General features: G+C 70.4%; 22 protein-coding genes and 1 tRNA gene. 12 read left to right on the forward strand and 11 right to left on the reverse strand.

Annotated features, from left to right (window positions below):
• Positions 1-7: 7 nt before the first annotated feature.
• From tatC to B7438_RS15590, 8 genes are all read right to left on the reverse strand, one after another.
• Positions 8-760: a twin-arginine translocase subunit TatC gene (gene tatC / locus B7438_RS15555; protein WP_085370600.1), complete on the reverse strand. Its 753-nt coding sequence runs from the start codon at positions 758-760 to the stop codon at positions 8-10.
• 42 nt (positions 761-802) lie between these two features.
• Positions 803-1033, reverse strand: coding sequence for a Sec-independent protein translocase subunit TatA (gene tatA / locus B7438_RS15560; protein WP_085370601.1), 231 nt, complete (start codon positions 1031-1033; stop codon positions 803-805).
• 3 nt (positions 1034-1036) lie between these two features.
• On the reverse strand, positions 1037-1387 hold the full coding sequence (locus B7438_RS15565) for a hypothetical protein (RefSeq protein WP_085370602.1): 351 nt from the start codon (positions 1385-1387) through the stop codon (positions 1037-1039).
• Positions 1388-1416: 29 nt separating this feature from the next.
• On the reverse strand, positions 1417-2391 hold the full coding sequence (locus B7438_RS15570) for a YafY family protein (RefSeq protein WP_085370603.1): 975 nt from the start codon (positions 2389-2391) through the stop codon (positions 1417-1419).
• The gene (locus B7438_RS15575; protein ID WP_085370604.1) at positions 2384-3412 is read right to left on the reverse strand and encodes a YafY family protein; all 1029 of its coding nucleotides are present in this window, start codon (positions 3410-3412) and stop codon (positions 2384-2386) included. Before B7438_RS15575 ends, B7438_RS15570 begins: the two co-directional genes overlap by 8 nt.
• Before the next feature lie 17 nt (positions 3413-3429).
• On the reverse strand, positions 3430-4335 hold the full coding sequence (locus tag B7438_RS15580; RefSeq protein ID WP_085370605.1) for an FKBP-type peptidyl-prolyl cis-trans isomerase: 906 nt from the start codon (positions 4333-4335) through the stop codon (positions 3430-3432).
• Between the two features lie 63 nt (positions 4336-4398).
• Complete coding sequence (locus B7438_RS15585; protein ID WP_085370606.1) at positions 4399-5460, reverse strand: tRNA (adenine-N1)-methyltransferase; 1062 nt, start codon at positions 5458-5460, stop codon at positions 4399-4401.
• On the reverse strand, positions 5457-6143 hold the full coding sequence (locus B7438_RS15590) for an HAD family phosphatase (RefSeq protein ID WP_256922068.1): 687 nt from the start codon (positions 6141-6143) through the stop codon (positions 5457-5459). Before B7438_RS15590 ends, B7438_RS15585 begins: the two co-directional genes overlap by 4 nt.
• A gap of 88 nt (positions 6144-6231) precedes the next feature.
• Between B7438_RS15590 and B7438_RS15595 the strand changes: the two genes are divergently transcribed.
• Positions 6232-7173: a proteasome assembly chaperone family protein gene (locus B7438_RS15595; protein WP_085370608.1), complete on the forward strand. Its 942-nt coding sequence runs from the start codon at positions 6232-6234 to the stop codon at positions 7171-7173.
• Between the two features lie 31 nt (positions 7174-7204).
• On the opposite strand, the gene B7438_RS15600 is transcribed toward B7438_RS15595, so the two are convergent.
• Positions 7205-8068 carry an undecaprenyl-diphosphate phosphatase gene (locus B7438_RS15600; RefSeq protein ID WP_085370609.1) on the reverse strand — a complete coding sequence of 288 codons (864 nt, stop codon included), beginning with the start codon at positions 8066-8068 and terminating at the stop codon, positions 7205-7207.
• A 36-nt stretch (positions 8069-8104) separates the two neighbouring features.
• On the reverse strand, positions 8105-9418 hold the full coding sequence (locus tag B7438_RS15605; RefSeq protein ID WP_085370610.1) for a M20/M25/M40 family metallo-hydrolase: 1314 nt from the start codon (positions 9416-9418) through the stop codon (positions 8105-8107).
• Between the two features lie 145 nt (positions 9419-9563).
• On the opposite strand from B7438_RS15605, the gene B7438_RS15610 reads away from it, so the two are divergent.
• The 4 genes from B7438_RS15610 to B7438_RS15625 all read left to right on the forward strand — a co-directional run bounded on the left by B7438_RS15610 (position 9564) and on the right by B7438_RS15625 (position 12791).
• A tRNA-Leu gene (locus B7438_RS15610) sits at positions 9564-9648 on the forward strand.
• 83 nt (positions 9649-9731) lie between these two features.
• Positions 9732-10673, forward strand: coding sequence for a cation diffusion facilitator family transporter (locus B7438_RS15615; protein ID WP_085370611.1), 942 nt, complete (start codon positions 9732-9734; stop codon positions 10671-10673).
• A 46-nt stretch (positions 10674-10719) separates the two neighbouring features.
• Positions 10720-11676 carry a YafY family protein gene (locus tag B7438_RS15620; RefSeq protein ID WP_085370612.1) on the forward strand — a complete coding sequence of 319 codons (957 nt, stop codon included), beginning with the start codon at positions 10720-10722 and terminating at the stop codon, positions 11674-11676.
• A 14-nt stretch (positions 11677-11690) separates the two neighbouring features.
• Positions 11691-12791 carry a VIT1/CCC1 transporter family protein gene (locus tag B7438_RS15625; protein WP_085370613.1) on the forward strand — a complete coding sequence of 367 codons (1101 nt, stop codon included), beginning with the start codon at positions 11691-11693 and terminating at the stop codon, positions 12789-12791.
• On the opposite strand, the gene B7438_RS15630 is transcribed toward B7438_RS15625, so the two are convergent.
• Positions 12788-13270 carry a DUF1707 domain-containing protein gene (locus tag B7438_RS15630; protein WP_085370614.1) on the reverse strand — a complete coding sequence of 161 codons (483 nt, stop codon included), beginning with the start codon at positions 13268-13270 and terminating at the stop codon, positions 12788-12790. The genes B7438_RS15625 and B7438_RS15630 overlap by 4 nt on opposite strands.
• Before the next feature lie 87 nt (positions 13271-13357).
• Here B7438_RS15630 and B7438_RS15635 point away from each other — a divergent pair, with 87 nt between their 5' ends.
• From B7438_RS15635 to B7438_RS15665, 7 genes are all read left to right on the forward strand, one after another.
• Positions 13358-13648, forward strand: coding sequence for a DUF6504 family protein (locus B7438_RS15635; protein WP_085370615.1), 291 nt, complete (start codon positions 13358-13360; stop codon positions 13646-13648).
• 47 nt (positions 13649-13695) lie between these two features.
• Positions 13696-14532 (forward strand): DUF3097 domain-containing protein, encoded by an 837-nt coding sequence (locus B7438_RS15640; RefSeq protein ID WP_085370616.1) that lies wholly within the window; start codon positions 13696-13698, stop codon positions 14530-14532.
• 195 nt (positions 14533-14727) lie between these two features.
• Positions 14728-14931, forward strand: a complete 204-nt coding sequence (locus tag B7438_RS15645) for a cold-shock protein (RefSeq protein ID WP_055893908.1) — start codon at positions 14728-14730, stop codon at positions 14929-14931.
• Positions 14932-15294: 363 nt separating this feature from the next.
• On the forward strand, positions 15295-15990 hold the full coding sequence (locus B7438_RS15650) for a hypothetical protein (protein WP_085370617.1): 696 nt from the start codon (positions 15295-15297) through the stop codon (positions 15988-15990).
• Position 15991: 1 nt separating this feature from the next.
• The gene (locus tag B7438_RS15655; RefSeq protein ID WP_085370618.1) at positions 15992-17542 is read left to right on the forward strand and encodes a DNA polymerase Y family protein; all 1551 of its coding nucleotides are present in this window, start codon (positions 15992-15994) and stop codon (positions 17540-17542) included.
• 90 nt (positions 17543-17632) lie between these two features.
• Entirely contained in the window at positions 17633-21025 is a 3393-nt protein-coding gene (locus B7438_RS15660) for an error-prone DNA polymerase (RefSeq protein WP_085370619.1), read from the forward strand.
• Positions 21026-21160: 135 nt separating this feature from the next.
• Positions 21161-21886 carry a tyrosine-protein phosphatase gene (locus B7438_RS15665; protein ID WP_085370620.1) on the forward strand — a complete coding sequence of 242 codons (726 nt, stop codon included), beginning with the start codon at positions 21161-21163 and terminating at the stop codon, positions 21884-21886.
• The last annotated feature ends 22 nt before the right edge of the window (positions 21887-21908 follow it).

A 21908-nucleotide genomic window follows, 5' to 3' on the forward strand; every position in this document is an offset into this window, starting at 1 on the left:
ACCAAGCCTATGCCGCCAGTTCGGCCTCCAGGCGCATGGCGGCCTTCGCGGCACGCCGATCGTGCAGCCAGGCGACCCCGTACGCGGCGAGATAGAGCACGACCATCGGCACCGCGAGGAGGAACATCGACAGCACATCGGCCGCCGGAGTGGCGATGGCGGTGAACAGCACGATCAGGATGATCGCCCAGCGCCACGACTTGATGATCGAGGATGCGCTCAGCACCCCGACGAAGTTCAGCAGCACCAGGAACACCGGGAGCACGAACGCGACGCCGACCGCCAGCGACAGTTTCAGGATGAAGTCGAAGTACGTCTTCGCGGAGATGATCGCCGAGTCGTCCGACGGCGCGAAGCTGGTCAGCAGCGACACGATGTGCGGAACGAGCAGCCAGCCGACGTACGCGCCGATCAGGAAGAGCGGGACGGCGGTGAAGAAGAAGCCGAGACCGTACTTCAGCTCCTTGCGGCTGAGCGCAGGGACGAAGAAGGACCAGATCTGGTAGAGCCAGACCGGGCTCGAGATGATCACGCCGATGGTGATGGCGATCTGCATCTTGAGGTCGAACGCCCCGGTGATGCTGTCGTAGTTGAGCGTCGCGACGCGGCCCTGCTGGGTGGCGATCTCGGTGATGGGGACGCGCATCGCGTCGAGGAGGTACCCGGACAGGAACCAGCCGGCGACAGCGCCGACGAGCAGCGCGATGGCAGAGCGGTAGAGGCGTTTGCGAAGCTCGACGAAGTGCTCGGCGAGCGTCATCCGTCCTTCGCGGTTCTTGCCTCGCTTAGTGGAGGCCACCGATTACGGTTTCGTGTGCGTCTCGGGCGTGGCGGTGGTGCTGCCGTCGGCCGGAGTGGTCGACGAGGCGTCCGGCTTGTCGCCGTCTTTCTTCATCTCGTTGACCTCGCCCTTGAAGATGCGCATCGACTGGCCGATGCTCTTGGCGAGGGCGGGGAGCTTCGGCGCACCGAAGAGCAGCAGGATCACTGCGAGGATGATGAGCAGGTGCCATCCGGTAAGGCCGCCGAGCATGAGTTAGTCCTTCGTGATCAAGTAGGAATACCGAGCTGCGTCGGCATTGACGAGCAGTTTACCGCGTTTGACCCGTGCATCCCTGCGAAGTTGCCTCGCAACCGCGCGATCGGCGCTGGCTTGCACACGCTCCGCGCGCAGTGCGCTGGCGTCCGCGAAGACGGCGGGGTGGAACGCCGCCTCGGTGAGGTCCTCCGCACGCCGGGACAGGACATCGGCCTTCTCGATGAGCGCAGACGCCTCCCTTCCGGCCGCGACGACCTTGCGGAACAGGTGGACGGCGAAGAAGGCGAGCATCCCGAGCAGGCCGAGCACCAGCACGACCCAGATCAGGACCCACGACCACCACGGCATGCCATCAGCATAGCGACAGGCCGCCGCTGCTACCGGTAGCGGTCGGCCCCAGCCCGCGCCCAGCCGGCGACGACAGCGCGGGCCTCCGGCGGGTCGAGCACGGTGAGCACGCCGGACAGCCCGGCGACCAGCCGCTTCAGACCGTGGAAGTGCGCGACGCGCACGCTGGTGCGCACGAGCCCGTCCTGCTCCTGCCGGGATGCGCCCTCCGGGATGTAGTCCTCGATGAACGGGATGGCCGAGGAGGACACCTCGATGGTCACCAGCGGGTCGTCCTCCGTGCCCTCGAACAGGGTCTCCGGGAGGGTGACGTCGCCCGGCCGGTACGTGATCGGCTGGTCGGTGGCCCGCAGGTCGTCGATGCGGTCGAGCCGGAAGGTGCGGATCGCGGTGCGGAGGTGGTCCCAGCCGCGCAGGTACCAGTCCTGGTCGATGGACTCGATGCGCAGCGGGTCCACCCTGCGACGCTCCCGCTCACCGCGGGAATTCAGGTAGTCGAAGTCGAGCTGCGTGCCGCCGGCCACCGCATCCCGGATCACAGCGAGCGTCGCGTCGGTCTCCGAGCCGGCGACCGCCACCTGGCTGGGCGCGGCGGAGGCGCCGCGGGCGAGCTTGGCCATCAGCGAGCCGATCACGTCGCGGTCGGCGTTCTCCGGGAGGGCCGAAAGGTACTGCAGACCGGCGATCAGCGCGGCGGCCTCCCGCGCGGAGAACCGCGGGGAGTCGTCGATGGCCACCTGGTGGGTGAGAACGATCTGGTCGTTGTCCTCGAAGTCGTCCCAGGCGATGTCGAACAGGTCGCCCGGCTGGTACTGGTTGGTCTCCCCCGGCACGCCCGAGACGGCGATCAGCCGGACGGCGTCGCGCAGCTGCGCCTTCTCGACGCCGAAGTGCTCCGCCGCCTCCGCGACGCTCACCCTGTCCCTGTCCATCAGGTACGGCACGAGGGCGAGCAGGAAGGCCAGCTTGTCCTGCGCCTGCATGGGCTTGCGGCGCTCAGCCACGGTCGTTCCTCTCGTGGGCGGCCGCCGTGGCGACGAGACGGTCGCGCACGGCGTCGCGCAGCGCATCCGGTGCGAGCACCAGCACCTCCGGGCCGAAGCTCGCGAGCTGGTCGGCCAGGATGTTGACGTCGGAGTAGTTGACGGTGAGCTCGAACGACTCGCCGTCGCCCTTCGTCGGGACGGCGTCGCCGTAGCGCTTGCCGAGTCTCGTGGCCGCGTCCGTTCCCGCGGTCACCTCGATGGTCGCGACGTTGGCCTGCCAGATGCTCTCCAGGTCGGCCAGGGCCTTCGCGGCGAAGTCGGAGCCCTCCGGCTCGAACGTGCGGGCCGTGACCTTGACCGGTCCGACCATCCGCGAGAGCAGGAAGGTGCGCGAGCCGTGCGCATCCTGGTCGATGCCCTGCAGGTGCCACCGGCCCTGGTGCTGCACCAGGGCGAGCGGCGCGACCGTCCTGGTCCTGGACGCGCTCTCCCCCGGCTTGAGATAGGGGAACTGCACGATGGCGTTGCGTTCGAGAGCCTGGCTCAGTGGATCGAAGGCGCTGTCCCTCGCCCGCAGCCGCGGCGCGTACCCGACGATCGGGTCGTTGGCCTCGACGCCGAGCGAGCGCAGCTTCATCAGCGCCCTGCGGGACTCGCCGGACAGCGAGCCCTCCTTCCAGACCGTGGCGGCCAGGCCGAGCAGCGTGATCTCCTGCGGGGAGAACGTCACGTCGGCCGGAAGGTCGTATGCCCCCTTGGGAATGCGATAGCGCAGCAGCTGATTGTTTCCGGAGTCACCCGGAGACTCCACGGTCTCGAGCGGGACGCCGAGCTCGCGGATGTCGTCTTTGTCGCGCTCGAACTGCCGCTCCAGGCTGCTGTTGTCACCGTGGGTGACGAAGCGCTGGCGGTAGCCCTGCACGGTCGAGAGGATCTCGTTCTTGGTCAGACCCGTCTCGGTCGCGAGCAGCGCGAGCACGAGGCTGAACAGCCGCTCTTCGACCGGCACACGGGAGGGCGAAGACGAGGACGGAGGCACCCGTCCATCCTAATCGGCTAGCGCACTCCGAGGATGTCGACGACCCACGCTGCTGCCGGGATGCTGGAGTCCTTGGGCGTCTCGACGACCACCTGCGAGCCCACCTTCTGGCCGACGAGCTCCTTGAGCATCGCCTGCGGGAGGGCCTGGTTGGCGCTGGACTGACCGGATGCCATCGCCACGAGGTCGGGCGCGCCGTTCTGCCAGGTGCTGAACACGACGTTCTTGGCGTCCCAGCCGACGGCCGTGTAGTGCAGGACGACGGTGCTGTCCTTCTTCACGGTCGCGCCGTCACCGGCCTTCAGCGTCTCGCTGCGGACGGCGGTGGGGGCCGAGCCGGACGGGATGGTGATGCCGGGCTGGCCGGTGGGTGCGAGGACCACGGTCGGGAAGCCGGAGACCGACGGGCGCACGGCGCCGTCCGCCTTGGGCAGGAATGCGCCGACCAGGTCGATCACGGCGACGACCGAGCTGGTCGCGCCGTCGGAGCCGCTGTCTTTCGGGGCGATCGCGATGGCGATGCGCGAGCCGACAGTGGCGCACTGCAGCCCGTCGTTGATGCCGGGGATGTTCGTGGCGCCCACCGGGATGAGGGTCGGCTCGGACTTCGAGTACGAGCTCGCGCTGCCGGTCGCCCCGGTCTCGCCGTCGAGCAGCGTGTACTGGATCTCGACCATCTGGCCCTTGCGGACCTGCTCGCCGCTACCGTCGATGAGCGTGGTGCTCTGCGAGGTCTTGGTGTCGATCGGCGTCGGGAAGCTCACCTTCGGCTTCGAGCCGAGCTTTCCGGTCGCGGTGATGAGGTTGGATGCCGTACCCGGCTTGAGCGCGGTGTCGCAGTTCGCGTTCGGGTCTGACGAGCATCCCGTCAGCGTGACGGCCAGCAGTCCTGCTGCTACGACGAGTGCGGTAGCTCTGCGCACGAGTCCTCTTTCGGTGCGATCGGTGGGGTTCCGGACGACACGATGGTCGCCCGGCTCCCCATGCTAGTTGATGGTGGAGTCGTCCTCGTGCGCGGCGTCTTCCGCCGCTTCCGCGGAGCGGGCCTTCGCCAGCTCGGCGCTCGCGGCCGCCGCCCGGACCCGCTTGCGCAGGCTCTTCGGGCTCGACTGCCGCTCTCCGAGCGCTCCGGGCGTCCAGGCCTCGACGTCGTCGTCGCTGTAGTCGCTCTTGGACGGGCGGCGCTTCAGCTCGGGCAGGACGGAGCCGGGGGCGAGACGGCGCGCCGTGATCAGGAAGCCGGTGTGGCCGATCATCCGGTGGTCAGGGCGCACGGCGAGCCCTTCGACGTGCCAGCCGCGCACCATCGTCTCGCTCGACTGCGGGTGCGTGTAGTCGCCGGAGGCGCGGATCGCCTCGGCGACGCGGGACAGCTGGGTGACCGTCGCGATGTAGCAGAGCAGCACGCCGCCCGGCTTGAGCGCAGCGGTGACCTCGTCGAGGCACTCCCACGGGGCGAGCATGTCGAGGACGACGCGGTCGACGCTCTGGTCGGCCACCGCATCCGGGAGCGCGTCCTGGAGGTCGCCGACGGTGACGGTCCAGTTCTCCGGGTCGTGGCCGAGGAAGGTGGCCGCGTTGGCGCGCGCCACGTCGGCGAACTCGTCTCTGCGCTCGAACGACCGCAGCGTGCCGGTGGGTCCGATGGCGCGCAGCAGCCAGAGCGAGAGGGCGCCGGAGCCGACGCCGGCCTCGACGACGTTCGCGCCCGGGAAGATGTCGGCGAGCGACAGGATCTGGGCGGCGTCCTTCGGGTAGATGATCGCGGCGCCGCGCGGCATCGACATGACGAAGTCGCTGAGCAGCGGGCGGAGCGCGAGGTGCTCGACGCCGACGTTGTTGGTCACGACTGAACCGTCGGGCAGGCCGATGATGGTGTCGTGCTCCAGGATGCCGCGGTGGGTGTGGAAGACCTTGCCCGGCTCGAGCGTGATGGTGTTGAGCTTGCCCTTCGGCCCGGTCAGCTGCACGCGGTCGCCCGCGCGGAACGGGCCGCTGTTCTGCGGCTGCGGCGCGTATGCAGGCTGCGTGGTCGGCTGGTCGCTCACAGGAGCGCTCCCTTCGCTGCGGCGACGGCCGCGATGTCGTCGGCGGTCTTGCCGTCGAGGGTGTCCCAGATGGTGTGCTGATCGCTCTCCGGGATGGCGACCATGTGCGGCACCCCGATGGTGGCCGCACCGGAGGCGACGGCGGAGGTGAGCCCGACCAGCGAGTCCTCGATGGCCACCGCATCCACCGGGTCGACGCCCAGCAGTTCCGCGGCGCGAAGGTACGGCTCGGGATGCGGCTTCGGCTCGGTGACCTCGTCGCCGCTGACGATCACGTCGAACGCCTCGAACGGGATGTGCGCGACGATCTGCTCCGCCATCCTGCGCACCGACATGGTGACGAGGGCGGTCGGGATGCCGCGCTCGCGCAGGTCGGCGAGGAGTTCCCGCGCGCCGGGACGCCACGGAACGCCGTCGCTGTCGAGCTTCTCCTGCACCCGGTTGGTGAGCCACTGCACGATCTCGTCCGCCGGCATGTCCACGCCGTGCGCGCGCAGGATCTCGGCGGAGTTCCAGAGGCCGAGGCCCACCATCTGCAGGCCGTCCTCGTGCGTCCAGACGCCGCCGAACGAGGAGACGAGCTCCACTTCGGAAGCCATCCAGTACGGTTCGGTGTCGACGAGGGTGCCGTCCATGTCCCAGAAAACGGCGGCCGGCGGGCTCGGAGGAGTCAGTGAGGTCACGGGCCACAAGCCTACCGGTGACCGGCGGGCCTATCCTGGATGGATGGCGTCCGCACGGTCGCTTGGAGAGGACAGAGGTACATCCACTGTGACTGACGGAAACGACTTCCTCGGCGGCCGCATCCTGGTCGTCGCCTTCGAGGGCTGGAACGACGCCGGAGAGGCAGCGAGCGGCGCCGTCAAGACGCTGAAGGACGTGCTCGACGTCGTGCCCATCTCCGAGGTCGATCCAGAGCTCTACTTCGACTTCCAGTTCAACCGGCCCGTCGTGACCGACGACGACGGGCACCGCCACCTCGTCTGGCCCTCGGCCGTGATGTACGGGCCTGCGCATCCCGGTGCTGCCGCCCACGACCTGGCGGGCGACCTCGCCGCCGACGCTGTGCGGGTGAGCGGCGACAACGTCGGCAACATCTACCTTCTGCTGGGCACGGAGCCGTCGCGCAGCTGGAAGAGTTTCACCGCCGAGATCCTGGATGCGGCCCTCGCGTCGGACATAGGCGTGATCGTCTTCCTCGGCGCGATGCTGGCCGACGTGCCGCACACCCGCCCGATCTCGATCTTCGCGTCGAGCGAGAACGCCGCCGTGCGCGCCGAGCTGTCGATCGAGCGCTCCACCTACGAGGGCCCCGTCGGCATCCTGAGCGCCATCGCGGAGGGCGCCGAGGCCGTCGGCATCCCGACCGTGACGATCTGGGCGTCGGTCCCGCACTACGTGCACAACGCGCCGAGTCCCAAGGCGATGCTGGCGCTCATCGACAAGCTCGAAGAGCTGGTGGATGTGACCATCCCGCGCGGCACGCTGGTCGACGAGGCCGCGGCGTGGGAGGCGGGCATCGACGCGCTCGCGGCCGACGACGACGAGATGGCCGCGTACATCGAGCAGCTGGAGCAGGCGCGCGACACGGTCGACTCCCCCGAGGCGAGCGGCGAGGCGATCGCGCAGGAGTTCGAGCGCTACCTCCGCCGCCGCGGAGACGGCCGCGACGGCCAGGCCGGCGGGCGCCCAGACGAGCCCTGGCGCTCCTGACCCCGCGCCCGGGGTGCCGGAGCAGCCAGGGTCAGGCGGTCAGCACTCCGGTGGAGAGCAGGACGATGAGGAGCGCGCCGAGCGCGATCCGGTAGATCACGAACGGCAGGAAGCTGCGTCGTGAGATGTAGCCCATGAAGAACGCGATCACCACGAGGCCGACCACGAACGCCACGATGGTCGCCGCGGCGGTCTCCGCGGGGCCGAACACCTCGACGGTGCAGGTGTGGGCCGCGGCCAGCGCCTCCGTGCACGGCTCCTTGATGGCCTTGTAGAGCTGGTAGAAACCGCTGCCGAACACCGCGGGGATCGCCAGCAGGAACGAGTATCGCGCCGCCGCCCGCCGCTGGTAGCCCATGAACAGCCCGGCCGTGATCGTGCCGCCGGAGCGGGAGACGCCCGGGATGAGCGCGAGCGCCTGGGCGAGGCCGAAGATGATGCCGTGACCCCAGGTGAGCTCCTTGAGCCGCCTGGTCTTGCTGCCGACGTAGTCCGCGATCCCGAGCAGGATGCCGAACACGATCAGCGTGACGGCCACGATCCAGAGCGAGCGGAACGTGGTCTCGATCGCGTCCTGGAAGAACAGGCCGAGCACGACGATCGGCACGCTGCCGAGGATGACCAGCCAGCCCATCCGCGCATCCGGGTCGTTGCGCGGAACCTTGCCGAACAGCGAACGGAACCACTGCCCGATGATCCGGACGATGTCCTTCCAGAAGTACAGCAGCACCGCCGCCTCTGTGCCCAGCTGGATGATCGCGGTGAACCGGGCGCCGGGGTCGCCGCCCGTGCCGAGCAGTTCACCGACGATCCGGATGTGCGCGCTCGACGAGATCGGGAGGAACTCGGTGAGCCCCTGGACGAGACCCAGGATGAGGGCGTTGATGAATTCCATGCGGTGCTTTCGGTGCTGACGTGAGGCGGGGAACGGTCAGTAGCTGCGGAGGAGGTCGCGCAGCACGGACCTGCCAAACACTAGCGCGTCGAGGGGGACGCGCTCGTCGACGCCGTGGAACATCCCGGGGAAGTCGAGCTCCTTCGGCAGCTGCAGCGGTGCGAAGCCGTATCCGGTGATCCCGAGCTTGCTCAGCGCCTTGTTGTCCGTTCCGCCGGAGAGCAGGTACGGCAGCACGGGCGCGCCGGGGTCGTGCTCGCCGATGGTGGAGACGATCGCGTCGATCAGCGGTCCGCCGAACGCGGCCTCCAGGCCGACGTCGCGGTGCATGATCCTGATCTCGATGTCGTCGCCGACGATCTCCTGCACCTGCGCGAGCACGGCGTCCTCCTCGCCGGGCAGCGTGCGGATGTCGATGAGCGCCTCTGCCGTGTCCGGGATGACGTTGTGCTTGTATCCGGCGTCGAGGAGCGTCGGGTTCGTGGTGGTGCGGAGGGTCGCCAGGATGAACCCGGCGGCGGTGCCCGTGCGCAGCACGACCTCGTCCGGCCCGACCTGCTCCGGGTCGATGTCCAGGATGCGCGAGACCTCGGCCAGCAGCTGCGTGGTGGTGTCGGTGAGCTGGATGGGCCACTCGCGGCGGCCGATGGCGACCACGGCCTCCGCGAGCCTGGTGATCGCATTGTCGCGCACCAGGCGGGAGCCGTGGGATGCGCGGCCGCGGGCGATCAGCTTGATCCAGACGAGCGACTTCTCCCCCGTCTGCATCAGGTATGCGCGCTGGCCGTCGAGGTCGATCGAGTATCCGCCGACCTCGCTGATGGCCTCGGTCGCTCCGGCGAAGAGCTCGGGGTGGTTGTCGACGAGGAAGTGCGAGCCGCGTCGCCCTCCGTCCTCCTCGTCGGCGAAGAAGGCCACGACGAGGTCGCGCTCCGGCTGCTCCCCCGCTGCCAGCAGGTCGCCGACGGCGGTGAGGATCATCGCATCCATGTTCTTCATGTCGACGGCGCCGCGACCCCAGAGCAGGCCGTCCTTGATGACGCCGCCGAACGGGTCGACCGACCAGTTGCGCAGGTCGGCAGGCACGACGTCGAGGTGTCCGTGCACGACGAGCGCCGGCTTCGCTGCGTTGCGGCCGGGTACGCGTGCGACGACGCTGGTGCGGCCGGGGTCGGAGTCGAACAGCTGCGGCTCCAGGCCCATCCCGCGGAGGCGGGCCTCCACGTACTCCGCGGCATCCGTCTCGCCGTTCGACGTCCCCTCACCGTAGTTGGTGGTGTCGAAGCGGATCAGATCGCGCGCGATGATCGCCGTCTCGTCCAGCTGCTCGTCGCTCAGGGCATCCGTCATACGCCCAACGCTACCGGCGCTTCCTGCCGTCGCCAACGCGGAGCGCGACGCCACGCCCGGGATGCTCGGCCAGGTCGAGCATGTGCTCGCAGACGTGCTAATGTCTTTCTTCGGCGGCCGGTTCGGTCGCTGGAATGAAACACCTGTCCGGGTGGCGGAAATGGCAGACGCGCTAGCTTGAGGTGCTAGTGCCCGTATAGGGCGTGGGGGTTCAAGTCCCCCCTCGGACACACAGGGAAACCCCGGTCGAAAGACCGGGGTTTTCGTCATTTCACGGGGCAGAACGGCCGCCGTGCGGATTACTGTTGCCGCTATGCCGGACTCCCCCTCCTCATCGAGCCTCCTCACGGTCGTCATCGCGTTCGGCGCGAACGTCGTCGTCGCCGTCGCGAAGACCATCGCGGCGGTGCTCACCGGATCGGCCTCGATGGTCGCCGAGGCCGCGCACTCCTGGGCGGACGCAGGCAATGAGGTGTTCCTGCTGCAGGCGGAGCGCTCGGCGTCCCGGCCGCGCGACTCGGCGCATCCGGGTGGGTACGGACGCGAGGCATATGTGTGGTCGCTGTTCGCGGCGGTCGGACTGTTCACGGCGGGCGCCGTGGTGTCGATCACGCACGGCGTCTCGGAGCTGGGCGCGACCGACCGCGGCGCGGACTACGCCGTCGCGTATGTCGTGCTGGCTGTCTCGTTCGTGTTCGAGGGGTTCTCGTTCGTGCAGTCGTACCGGCAGGCGCGCCGGGGCGCGGACGAGCGGAGCATCGGGACGCTCTCGCACGTGTTCCGCACGTCGAACCCGACGCTGCGCGCGGTGTTCTTCGAGGACGCCGCCGCGCTGATCGGTCTGCTGATCGCCTTCCTCGGCCTGCTGCTGCACGAGCTGACCGGGAACGCCGTGTACGACGCGATGGGCTCCATCCTGGTCGGCGTGCTGCTCGCCGTCGTCGCGCTCGTGCTGATCGACAGGAACCGGCGCTTCCTGCTCGGCGAGCAGGGCTCCGACCAGGCGACGCAGGCCGTGCTCGCCGCCCTGCTCGCGCATCCCGAGGTGGAGACGGTGACGTACCTGCACCTGGAGTACGTGGGGCCGGAGCGCATCTACGTTGTCGCCGCCGTCGATCTGGTCGGGAACGATCGCGAGTCGGACGTGGCCGCCGACCTCGTCGCCATCGGCGGGGCGCTGGAGGCGGACCCGCACGTCGCAGAGGCGATCCTCACCCTGTCCCGACCGGGGGCGACGCCGCTCGTCCCGCACTGAGCGATTGCGGACACCCTTCGTCCGCAATCGGCGGGATGATGACAGGGTGAACACCACGGGATCGCGCACCCTCCAACTGCTCTCCCTGCTGCAGACCCACCGCTACTGGCCGGGCCCGGAACTCGCGGCACGCCTGGAGGTGTCTCCGCGCACCCTGCGCCGCGACATCGACCGGCTGCGCGACCTCGGATACCCGGTGGATGCGAGCCGCGGCGTCGACGGCGGATACCAGCTGGCGGCCGGCGCCTCCCTTCCCCCGCTCGTGGTCGACGACGAGGAGGCCGTCGCGCTCGCCGTCGGTCTGCGGACGGCAGCGCAGTCCGGCATCGCCGGGATCGAGGACGCCTCTGTTCGTGCCCTCGCCAAGGTGGTGCAGGTGATGCCGTCCCGGCTGCGCAGCCGGGTGGATGCGCTCCGTTCCGCCACCGTCGCCGGCGCCATGCGGCAGGGACCGAGCGTGGACGCTGGCGTGCTCACGGTGGTGGCGCAGGCCTGCAGGGACGAGGAGCGCATCCACTTCGTGTACGTCAGCCGCGACGGGGAGCGCAGCGACCGGCACGTCGAGCCGCACCGGCTGGTATCTGTGGAGCGGCGCTGGTATCTGGTGGCGTACGACCTCGGCAGGTTCGACTGGCGCAGCTTCCGCCTCGACAGGCTCGCCGAGCCGCGGACGACCGGGCAACGGTTCCGGCCGCGTGCCCTGCCGGCCGACGACGCGGCCAGCTATGTCTCCGCATCCCTCGGCGCCGCGACGGAGACGCTCGCGGTCGACGCGATCGTGCACGCGCCCGTCGCGCACGTCGAGAGCGCGATCGGCCGGTGGGCGACGGCCGAGGCCGTGGATGCCGAGACCACCCGCGTGCACCTGTCTGCGGACAGTGCGGAGTGGGCACTCTTCGGGCTGGCCGCCGCGGATGCGCCGTTCCAGGTTCTCTCGCCGCCCGAGGTGGTCGAGCTGGCGAGGGTGTGGGGCGAACGGTTCAGCGGCGCATCCATCGCCTAGACTTTCCAACCGTTATGACGACCGCAGCCGAGCGCAACCCGAGTCCAGCGGACATCCGCCGCTGGCGCCGCTACCTCGCCGACGAACGGGCGGAGGCCGCGGTCTACCGCGACCTCGCCGGACGCCGCACCGGCGAGGAGCGCGAGATCCTGCTCGCGCTCGCCGAGGCGGAGGGCAGGCACGAGCAGCACTGGCTCACCCTGCTCGGCGACGACGTCGGCCGACCGCTGCGCGGCGACATCCGCACGCGGCTCCTCGGCCTCCTCGCCCGACGGTTCGGCTCGGTCTTCGTGCTCGCGCTCGCGCAGCGCGCCGAGGCCCGCTCCCCCTACAGCGACGACGTGGATGCGACGCCGCAGATGGCCGCGGACGAGCAGATCCACGAAGAGGTCGTCCGCGCGCTCGCCGCCCGCGGACGGCAGCGGCTCTCCGGCACCTTCCGCGCCGCCGTGTTCGGCGCGAACGACGGGCTCGTCAGCAACCTCGCGCTCGTGCTCGGCATCAGCGCGAGCGGCGTCGCGACCCACGTGGTGCTGCTCACCGGCATCTCCGGCCTCCTCGCCGGCGCGCTGTCGATGGGCGCAGGCGAATACGTCTCCGTCCGGTCGCAGCGAGAACTGCTCGAAGCGTCCAGCCCCAACCCGGAGACGCGATCTGCCCTCCCCGACCTCGACGTCGACGCCAACGAGCTCACGCTCGTCTACCGTGCGCGCGGGATGGCGCCGGACGAGGCGAAGGCGCACGCCGCCGAGGTGCTCGCCGGCCTGAATGCGCGAGCCGTGGAGACGGCCCCGGTGCAGGCGGTGACGGGCGAGGTGATCGACGAGCACGAGTCGGTCGGCACGGGCTGGAACGCTGCGCTCTCGAGCTTCTGCTTCTTCGCATCCGGAGCGCTCATCCCGATCCTGCCGTACCTCTTCGGGCTGCAGGGCACGACGGCGGTGCTCGTGGCCGCGCTGCTGGTCGGGATCGTGCTGCTCGGGACGGGCGCCATCGTCGGGCTGCTGTCCGGGGCGTCGCCGCTCAAGCGCGCGCTGCGCCAGCTGGCGATCGGGTACGGGGCCGCCGCGGCGACGTACCTGCTCGGACTGCTGTTCGGCGCGACGGTCGGCTAGCGGCGGTCGCGGCCTCTGCCGCCGTCCCCGCCGTAGACGATCGCTCCGGCGATGGGGACCAGCAGGAACCAGAGCCAGCTGTACGCGTATCCCCACACCGAGCTCGTCACGAAGAACAGGATGAGCGCCACGAACGGCGCGATGGACACGATCGCGAGACCCCAGCGGCGGTCCCCGGTGCGTCCGGAGCGCTGCTCGTACGGGTCGGCGGGCGACGGCGCGGCGTAGTCGGGTGCCTGATAGGCGGCGCCTGCCGCGGCGCCCGTGCCGTCGAGGTCGACGCGCCCTGGGAGGTCGGCGAACAGCGGGGCGAGGTCGCCGCGCGTCACGGCGGAGCGGGCGGACTGCACCCGGGTCTGCACCTCGGCGTCGGTCAGGCGCCCCTGCGCCGCGTGGGTCTGGAGCGCAGCGACGGCGCGCTCCCGCTCGTCGTTGCTGAGTCGCAGGGCCGCGCCGGAAGGATCGGTCAGGTCGGTCATGCACACAGTATGGCGCAGGTGCATTCGTCGGTCGATGGCTTTACACTCGTTAATCGAACAAACGTTCGAACGAGCGAGGTGAGAGGCATGACCGACATCGGAGAGTCCGTCGCGGTGTGGACGACGGACGACGGCATCCCGACCAGGCTGGTGTGGCGGGCGACCAGATACCGCGTGACAGACACGCCGACGGTGTGGGCGGAGGTCTGCGCCTGGTGGCGGCCGTTCGGGGAGCACCGCTACGGCGTCGGCAGCCTGCCGAGGGAGATCGGCGGCTGGCGCTTCCAGGCCACGGACGACACGGGATGCGCGCACGTATTCGACGTGCGGCACGACAACACCAGCCGCAGCTGGCACCTCGTGAGGATCTTCGACTGATGGCGTGGCTCCCCCTCCACCTCCCCCGCACCCTCTAGTCTCTCCGGGTGAACGACGACCGCTACGGAGCCGATGTGCTGGCGACCGACTGGAAGAACGCGGGCCGCGTGGCCGTGCCCGAGGTCGAGGCGGTGCGCGACCTCGTCATCGAGGATGCCGCGAGCGGCTTCTGCGGCGCCGTCACCCGCATCGAAGGGCAGACCGTCGAGCTGGAGGACTACTTCGGCAAGAAGCGCGTCTTCCCGTTCAGCGGATCGTTCCTGATCGACGGGTCGCCCGTCACGCTGGTGCACGCCGCGAAGGGCGGAGGGGCACGGGCGAGGACCGCATCCGGATCGTTCGCCGTCGCCGACCAGAAGGCCAGGGTCGCCCGCGCCAGCCGCATCTTCGTCGAAGGCCGGCACGACGCCGAGCTGGTGGAGAAGGTCTGGGGAGACGATCTGCGCGTGGAGGGCGTCGTCGTCGAATACCTGGAGGGCGTCGACGACCTGGATGCGATCGTGCGCGAGTTCGCGCCGGACCGGTCCCGCCGCATCGGCGTGCTCGTCGACCACCTCGTGCCCGGCTCCAAGGAGAGCAGGATCGCCGACGCGGTGAAGCGCGGGCCGTACGGAGAGCACGTGCTCGTGGTCGGGCACCCGTACATCGACATCTGGCAGGCCGTGAAACCGGCGCGCGTCGGGCTGGACGCCTGGCCGAGCATCCCGCGCTCGATCGAGTGGAAGAAGGGGATCTGTGCCGCCCTCGGACTCCCCCACGAGACCCAGGCGGACACCGCCCGCGCCTGGAAACGCATCCTGGGCAGCGTCCGGAACTTCACCGATCTCGAGCCGGAACTGCTCGGCAGGGTGGAGCACCTGATCGACTTCGTCACCGAACCGTGACGAACCGCGACGGTCGGATTCTGCGTCACTGGTGTGTTTTTCGCGGTTGGCGGCTAGGCTAAGGCCAGTCGTGTGTTTTGCATGTGTTGGATAGGTGCGTCCCAAACCCGGAGCGTTGCCAGCTTTACAGGAGCAGGAGAACACGCGACGAGGCCCCGACAGTCGGGGTCGAGGAATATCGCTCCTGGAGGAGATATGGCTACTGGTACGGTCAAATGGTTCAACGCTGAAAAGGGCTTCGGCTTCATCGCTCCCGACGACGGCGGCGCTGATGTGTTCGCCCACTACTCGGCGATCGCTTCGAGCGGCTACCGCTCGCTCGAGGAGAACCAGAAGGTCGAGTTCGAGGTGACGCAGGGCCCCAAGGGCCTGCAGGCGGAGAACATCCGCCCGCTCTGACCTGAGCTTCGAACGGGGTCGCGCTTCGGCGCGGCCCCGTTTTCGTTTGCCCAGCGCCGCCCGCTTTCCAGCCCCGTCTCCGCTTGTACGGAGTTTCCGCCGCATCCCGGCCCCATCTCCGCTTGAGCGGATGGATGCGCGGCGTGTCGCCACGCGCATCCGGTGTTGCGCGCGCCGCGGCTCTGCATCCGTTGCGCAGGAGATTTCCCTCGACACGCCGTCCGGCACTCCGCTGGAGCGGAGAAACGACGTGAAAGCGGCCGGTTCTCCGCCGGAGCGGAGTGCGCGGCGCGGGATGTGACGTGCCCGGCGCGGCCCGAAAATGCATTTGCCATCGTCGAACATATGTTCGAAAATAGAGGCATGCATTCTTCAGCAGCCACCGTCACCGAGCCGGTCGTCGACCGCGCGCAGGTGCACGAGCTGCAGTCGCGCATCCGGCAGATGCAGGCCACCACGCTGGAGAGCAGGCGGCTGGAGACGCACCCGGCGCTCTCTCCCCTGCTGCCGGGCGGTGCGCTGAAGGCCGGTGCCGCGTACGCGGTGCGCGGGTCGACGACGCTCGTGATGGCGATGCTCGCCGGCCCGAGCGCATCCGGTGCGTGGTGCGGCGTGGTCGGGATGCCGGACTTCGGGGCGGAGGCGGCAGGCCGGTTCGGGATCGACCTCGACCGGCTCGTGCTCGTCCCGCACCCCGGCGAGCAGTGGCTGACCGTCACCGCCGCCGTCGTGGATGTGCTGAGCGTCGTGGTCGTCGCCCCCACCAGCCGGGCGCGCGACGGCGACATCGCCAGGCTCACCGCCCGGCTGCGGCAGCGGGAGGCCACCCTGATCGTGGTGGGAGACTGGCCGCAGGTCGAGGCGACGCTCACGGTCTCCCGCAGCGGCTGGGACGGCCTCGGGGGCGGCACGGGCTACCTCTCCTCCCGCCGCGTGACCGTCGAATCCGCTCCGCGCGGCGGCTCCGGCCAGCGCCGCCGCGCGGAGCTCTGGCTGCCGGCGCTCGACGAGAGCTTCCGCTCGGCGTCCGGCACCACGCGCCTGGAAGCGGTGAGCTGAGATGCCGGCCGTCACCCGCGCGATCGTGCTGTGGTGCCCGGACTGGCCGGTGATCGCCGCCCTGCAGGCCGGCGATCTGCCGCAGGACACCCCGCTGGCGCTCCTCGACCGCAACCTCGTGTTCGCCTGCTCCGCCGCAGCGCGCGCGGAGGGCGTCACGCGCGGCCTGCGCATCCGGGAGGCCCAGGCGCGCTGCACCCAGTTGCAGGTGCTGCCGTACGATCCCGTCCTGGATGCGCGGGCCTTCGACCCCGTGCTCGCCGCGATCGAGGAGATCACCCCCGGCGTCCAGCCCATCCGTCCCGGCACCTGCGTGCTGCGCGCCCGTGGCCCAGCCCGCTACTACGGAGGAGAGGAGCAGGCCGCCGCCGAACTGTTGCGCTGCCTCGAAGGGCTCGGCATCCCGGACGCGCGCATCGGCATCGCAGACGGTCCGTTCGCCGCCGAGCAGGCGGCCCGCACGACCGGTGCAGAGCGCATCAGGGTCATCCCGCCCGGCGACTCCCCCGCGTTCCTCTCCCCTCTGCCCATCGCGCAGCTCGGGCAGGACGAGCTGACCCCGTTGTTCCGCAGGCTGGGCATCCACACCCTCGGCCACCTGGCCGCGCTCGGGGCGACGGATGTGCGGGAACGGTTCGGGGAGCGCGGCGCCTGGTGCCACACCATCGCGAGCGGGCTCGACAGCACGGCGGTGGTGCCGCGCACGCCGCCGAAGCAGCTGGAACGCGCGATCGAGTTCGAGCCGCCGCTCGACAGGGTGGACCAGGTGACGTTCGCGTTCCGGGGCACGGCGGAGGCGTTCATCGGCGGTCTCACCAAGGCGGGGCTGGTGTGCACGGCGCTGCGCATCGAGGTGACGGACGAGTCCGGCCGGGTGAGCGAGCGCAGCTGGCTGCACCCCCGGCTGTTCTCGGCGGCCGACGTGGTCGACAGGGTGCGCTGGCAGCTGCAGGGCTCCGGCAGCATCGAGAGCGGGCTCGGCTCCCCGATCGCGCGGGTGCTGGTGGAGCCGGAGGCCGTCGACGACATCGGCCACCACGAGGAGGGGCTGTGGGGCGGGGGCGCGGACGAGCGTATCCATCACGGGCTGTCGCGGGTGCAGAGCATCCTGGGCCACGACGCGGTGCTCACGGCGACCATCGGCGGCGGGCGTGGGCTCGCGGAGCGGCAGGTGCTGGTGCCGTGGGGCGACCGCGCCGTCGGGGTGGCGCGCGCCGACCAGCCGTGGCCGGGCAGCCTGCCCGCCCCGGCGCCGTCGACCGTGTTCGAGGCGCCGCGACCCGTGGTGGTGCTCGGTGCGGACGGCGAGCAGGTCGGGGTGACGGGACGCGGCGTCGTCACGGAGCCGATCGCCCGGTTCTCATCGACGGGCACGGCACGGGATGCGCGCCCCGTCGACTCCTGGGCGGGCCCGTGGCCGGTGCGGGAACGCTGGTGGGATGCTGCCGCCTCGCGCACGGCGCATCGCTTCCAGGTGGTCGACGCGGACGGGAACGCGTGGCTGCTGGTGCTCGCGGACGGCGCGTGGCAGGCGGAGGCGCGGTATGACTGACCTGCCGCGCATGACTGACCTGCCGCGCATGGCTGACCCGGGCGGGATGGCTGACCTGCCGGGTAAGACTGACCCGGGCGGAGAACGCTGATGGGCTGGAACAACCCGCCGATCCCGTGGTCGGAGTTCGAGCGGAGGCTCTCCGGCCGGCGCACGAGCGAGCAGGCCGACGAGCGGCCGTCGTCCAGGAAACGACCGGCGTACACCCCGGCCCCGATCGTGCAGGAGGAGGAGCCGGACGGCCACGTGCCGTACGCCGAGCTGCACGCGCACACCAACTTCAGCTTCCTCGACGGTGCGAGCTCGCCGGAGGAACTGCTGGAGGAGGCGACCAGGCTGCGGCTGCACGGCCTCGCCGTCACCGACCACGACGGCCTGTACGGGGTCGTCCACCTGGCGGAGGCCGCCGAGGCGTACGAGCGGGTCAAGACCGTGTTCGGCGCCGAGCTGTCGCTGGAGCTCAGCCGCCCGCAGAACGGAGAGGCCGATCCGGAGGGCAGCCACCTCGTCGTGCTCGCCAAGAAGCAGGAGGGCTACCACCGGCTGGCGGCGGCGATCACCGACGGCCAGCTCGCCGGCGAGGAGAAGGGGCGGCCGGTCTACGACGTCGCTGAGCTGGCGCGGCGCGCATCCGGAGAGTGGATGGTGCTCACCGGCTGCCGCAAAGGAGACGTGCGCCTCGCCCTCGCCTCCGACGGCGAACGGGCCGCCGAGCGGGAGGTGGCGCGGCTCGGCGAGCTGTTCGGCCGCGACAACGTCCTGGTCGAGCTGATCGACCACGGCAACCCGCGCGACACCACGGACAACGACGTGCTCGCCCGCATCGCCGCCCGGCTCGGGATGCCCGTGGTCGCCACCAACAACGTGCACTACGCCTCCCCCGCCCAATACCCGCTGGCCTCCGCGCTGTCCGCCGTGCGCGCCCGCCGCAGCCTGGACGAGATGGACGGCTGGCTGCCCGCCTCCGACGCGGCGCATCTGCGCTCCGGCCGCGAGATGGCGACGCGGTTCGCCCGCTACCCCGGCGCCGTCGAGCGCACGGTGGAGGTCGCGGACGATCTCGAGTTCCGGCTGCGCAGCGCCCGCCCGAAGCTGCCGAAGCAGGAGGTGCCGGACGGCCACACCCCGATGAGCTGGCTGCGCGAGCTCACCTGGCGCGGCGCGGAGGAGCGCTACCCGGACATCGCCACCAATCAGGCCAAGCGGGAGCGCATCGCCAGGGAGCTGGACGTGATCGAGGCCAAAGACTTCCCCGGCTACTTCCTCATCGTCTACGACATCGTGCGGTTCGCCCGCAGCCAGGGCATCCTCTGCCAGGGCCGGGGCTCCGCCGCCAACTCCGCCGTCTGCTACCTGCTCGGGATCACCGCCGTCGACTCGATCAAGTACGCGCTGCCGTTCGAGCGCTTCCTGTCGAGCATGCGCGAGGAGGAACCGGACATCGACGTCGACTTCGACTCCGACCGGCGCGAGGAGGTCATCCAGTACGTCTACCGCAAATACGGCAGGCACAACGCGGCGCAGGTGGCGAACGTCATCACCTACCGGCCGAAGAACGCGGTGCGCGACATGGCGAAGGCGCTCGGATACTCCACCGGGCAGCAGGACGGCTGGTCGAAGCAGATCGACTCGTGGGGCTCCATCCAGCCGACGGCCGACCACGACATCCCGGATGCGGTGGTCGGCCTGGCCAGCCAGGTGCTCAAGTTCCCGAGGCACCTCGGCATCCACTCCGGCGGCATGGTGCTCACCGACCGCCCGGTCGGCGAGGTCTGCCCGATCGAGCACGCCCGCATGGAGAACCGCACCGTGCTGCAGTGGGACAAAGACGACTGCGCCTGGATGGGCCTGGTCAAGTTCGACCTGCTCGGCCTCGGGATGCTGAGCGCCATCGACTACGCCATGACGACCATCGCGCAGTCGCTCGGCGAGCAGTGGACGCTCGACAGCATTCCGAAGGAGGAGCAGGGGGTGTACGACATGCTCTGCCGCGCGGACTCGATCGGCGTGTTCCAGGTGGAGAGCAGGGCGCAGATCGGCACGCTGCCCCGCCTGCAGCCGCGCGCGTTCTACGACCTGGTGATCGAGATCGCGCTCATCCGGCCCGGCCCCATCCAGGGCGGCGCCGTGCACCCGTACATCCGCAGGAAGCTCGGCCAGGAGGAGGTGACCTATCTGCATCCGGCGCTGGTGCCGGTGCTGGAACGCACGATGGGGGTGCCGCTGTTCCAGGAGCAGCTGATGCAGATGGCGGTCGCGGTCGGCGACTGCACGGCGGAGGACGCCGACCTGCTGCGGAGGGCGATGGGGTCGAAGCGCGGGCAGGAGAAGATCGGCTCGCTGCGCGACAAACTGTATGCGGGGATGGCGGGCAACGGCATCGTCGGCGACGACGCAGACGCCATCTACGCCAAGATCGAGGCGTTCGCGAACTTCGGCTTCGCGGAGAGCCACGCGATCAGTTTCGCGCTGCTGGTCTACGTGAGCTCGTGGCTGAAACTGCACTACCCCGGCGCGTTCCTCGCCGCCCTGCTGCGGGCGCAGCCGATGGGGTTCTACTCGCCGCGCACCCTCACCGCCGACGCGCGCAGGCACGGCGTGGTGGTCGAGCGGCCGGACATCGAACGCTCGATGGTGTTCCCCGTGCTCGAACCGATGGATGCGGCCGCCGCCGGCCCGACGGGGACCGACCCGTGCCTGGACCACGACCAGCCGGAGATCGCCCCGTTCGACCGCAGCGTGCCGCTCGACCACACGCTGCACCGCAGGGACGCCGGCCATGTGGTGCGGCTGGGACTCGCGGGGGTGACGACCATCGGCGAGAAGCTGGCGGAGCGCATCGTCGCCGAACGCGCATCCGGTGGCCGCTACCTGAGCCTCGGCGACCTGGCTCGGCGCGTCGGACTGAACGTGGCCCAGCTGGAGGCGCTCGCCGCTGCCGGGGCGTTCGAGAGCTTCGGGCTGAGCCGCCGCCAGGCGATCTGGGAGGCGGGGAACGCCGCCCAGGAGAAGCCGGAGTACCTGGCGGGCACCTCGATCTCCGTGCAGCCTCCCCTGCTGCCGATGCTGAGCCCGGCCGAACAGCTGGCGAGCGACCTGTGGGCCACCGGCATCTCCACCGACGACCACCCGATCGGCTTCCTCCGCCCGCACCTGCGCGCCCGCGGCGTCTACTCGGCCGACGGCCTCGCCACGGCGGAGTCCGGCAGACGCATCGAGGTCGGCGGCGTGGTCACCCACCGGCAGCGTCCGGCGACGGCGGCCGGGGTCACCTTCCTCAACCTGGAAGACGAGACCGGCCTGATCAACGTGATCTGCCCCGTCGGCGTCTGGAACCGCTACCGCCGTGTCGCCCGCGAGGCCCCGGCCATGATCATCCGGGGCATGCTGGAACGCAGCGAGGAGGGCGTCGTCAACGTGATCGCCGACCGCCTGGAGCCGCTCGACGCCGGGATGCGCACGGTGTCGCGCGACTTCCGGTAGGGGCGCCCGGTCCGCCGCGCCGCCGCACTCCGCTCCGCCGGATAACCCGGCCGCCCAGGCCCGAAACTCCGCTCGAACGGAGCATCTGGCGGCGTGTCGCGCGACTTCTCCTCCTCAACGCCACATCGTGAATGGATGCGCGACCTCGCCTGGGACGGCTACCCCAACGCCCGCGACCTCGGCGGTCTTCCCACGCCGCTCTCCCCCACCGGCGCCACTGTCTTCGGCCGGATCGCCCGCGGCCCCCGGCGCGAACTGCTCACCGACAGCGGCTGGGCGGCAGCGAACACCTGGGGCCTCCGCACCGTGGTCGACCTGCGCTGCGCGCACGAGGTCGGCCTCCGCGACGGCGATCCGGCGGTGTCGTCTGGGGCGCTCACCGGCACAAACGTCATCTCCGCGCCGACGGAGGACCAATCCGACCCCGAGTTCCAACGGGTCTGCTTCCCGATCCTCGACTCACCCGAATACTGGCAGCACAACTGGCGCCTCCAGCCCCACCTCGTCCGCACCACCTTGGAAACCATCGCCGCCGCCCGGCCCGGGATGCTCGTGCACTGCAGCGCAGGACGGGACCGCACCGGCATGATCAGCGCCCTCCTGCTCGGCAACGCCGGGGTGCCACCGGACGTCGTCGCCGACGACTACGCCCGCTCCGTCCGGGCGATGGCAGGAAGCGCATCCCACGCGCCGACCACCGACCGCCAGGCGGCGTGGACTGCCGCAGAGGTGGACGACTGGCTCACCACCGCCACCCCAACGGTGCGCGAGACGGCAGAGCGTGCCGCGGAGATCTTCGACACGCTCGGTGTCGCGCATCCGGTCAGGACTCGCTTGCGCGACCTGCTCACGGCGCCCTGACCCGCGCGGCCCCGCCCGTCCC

The organism is Leifsonia sp. NCR5 (assembly GCF_002105485.1).
GTDB lineage: Bacteria > Actinomycetota > Actinomycetes > Actinomycetales > Microbacteriaceae > Leifsonia.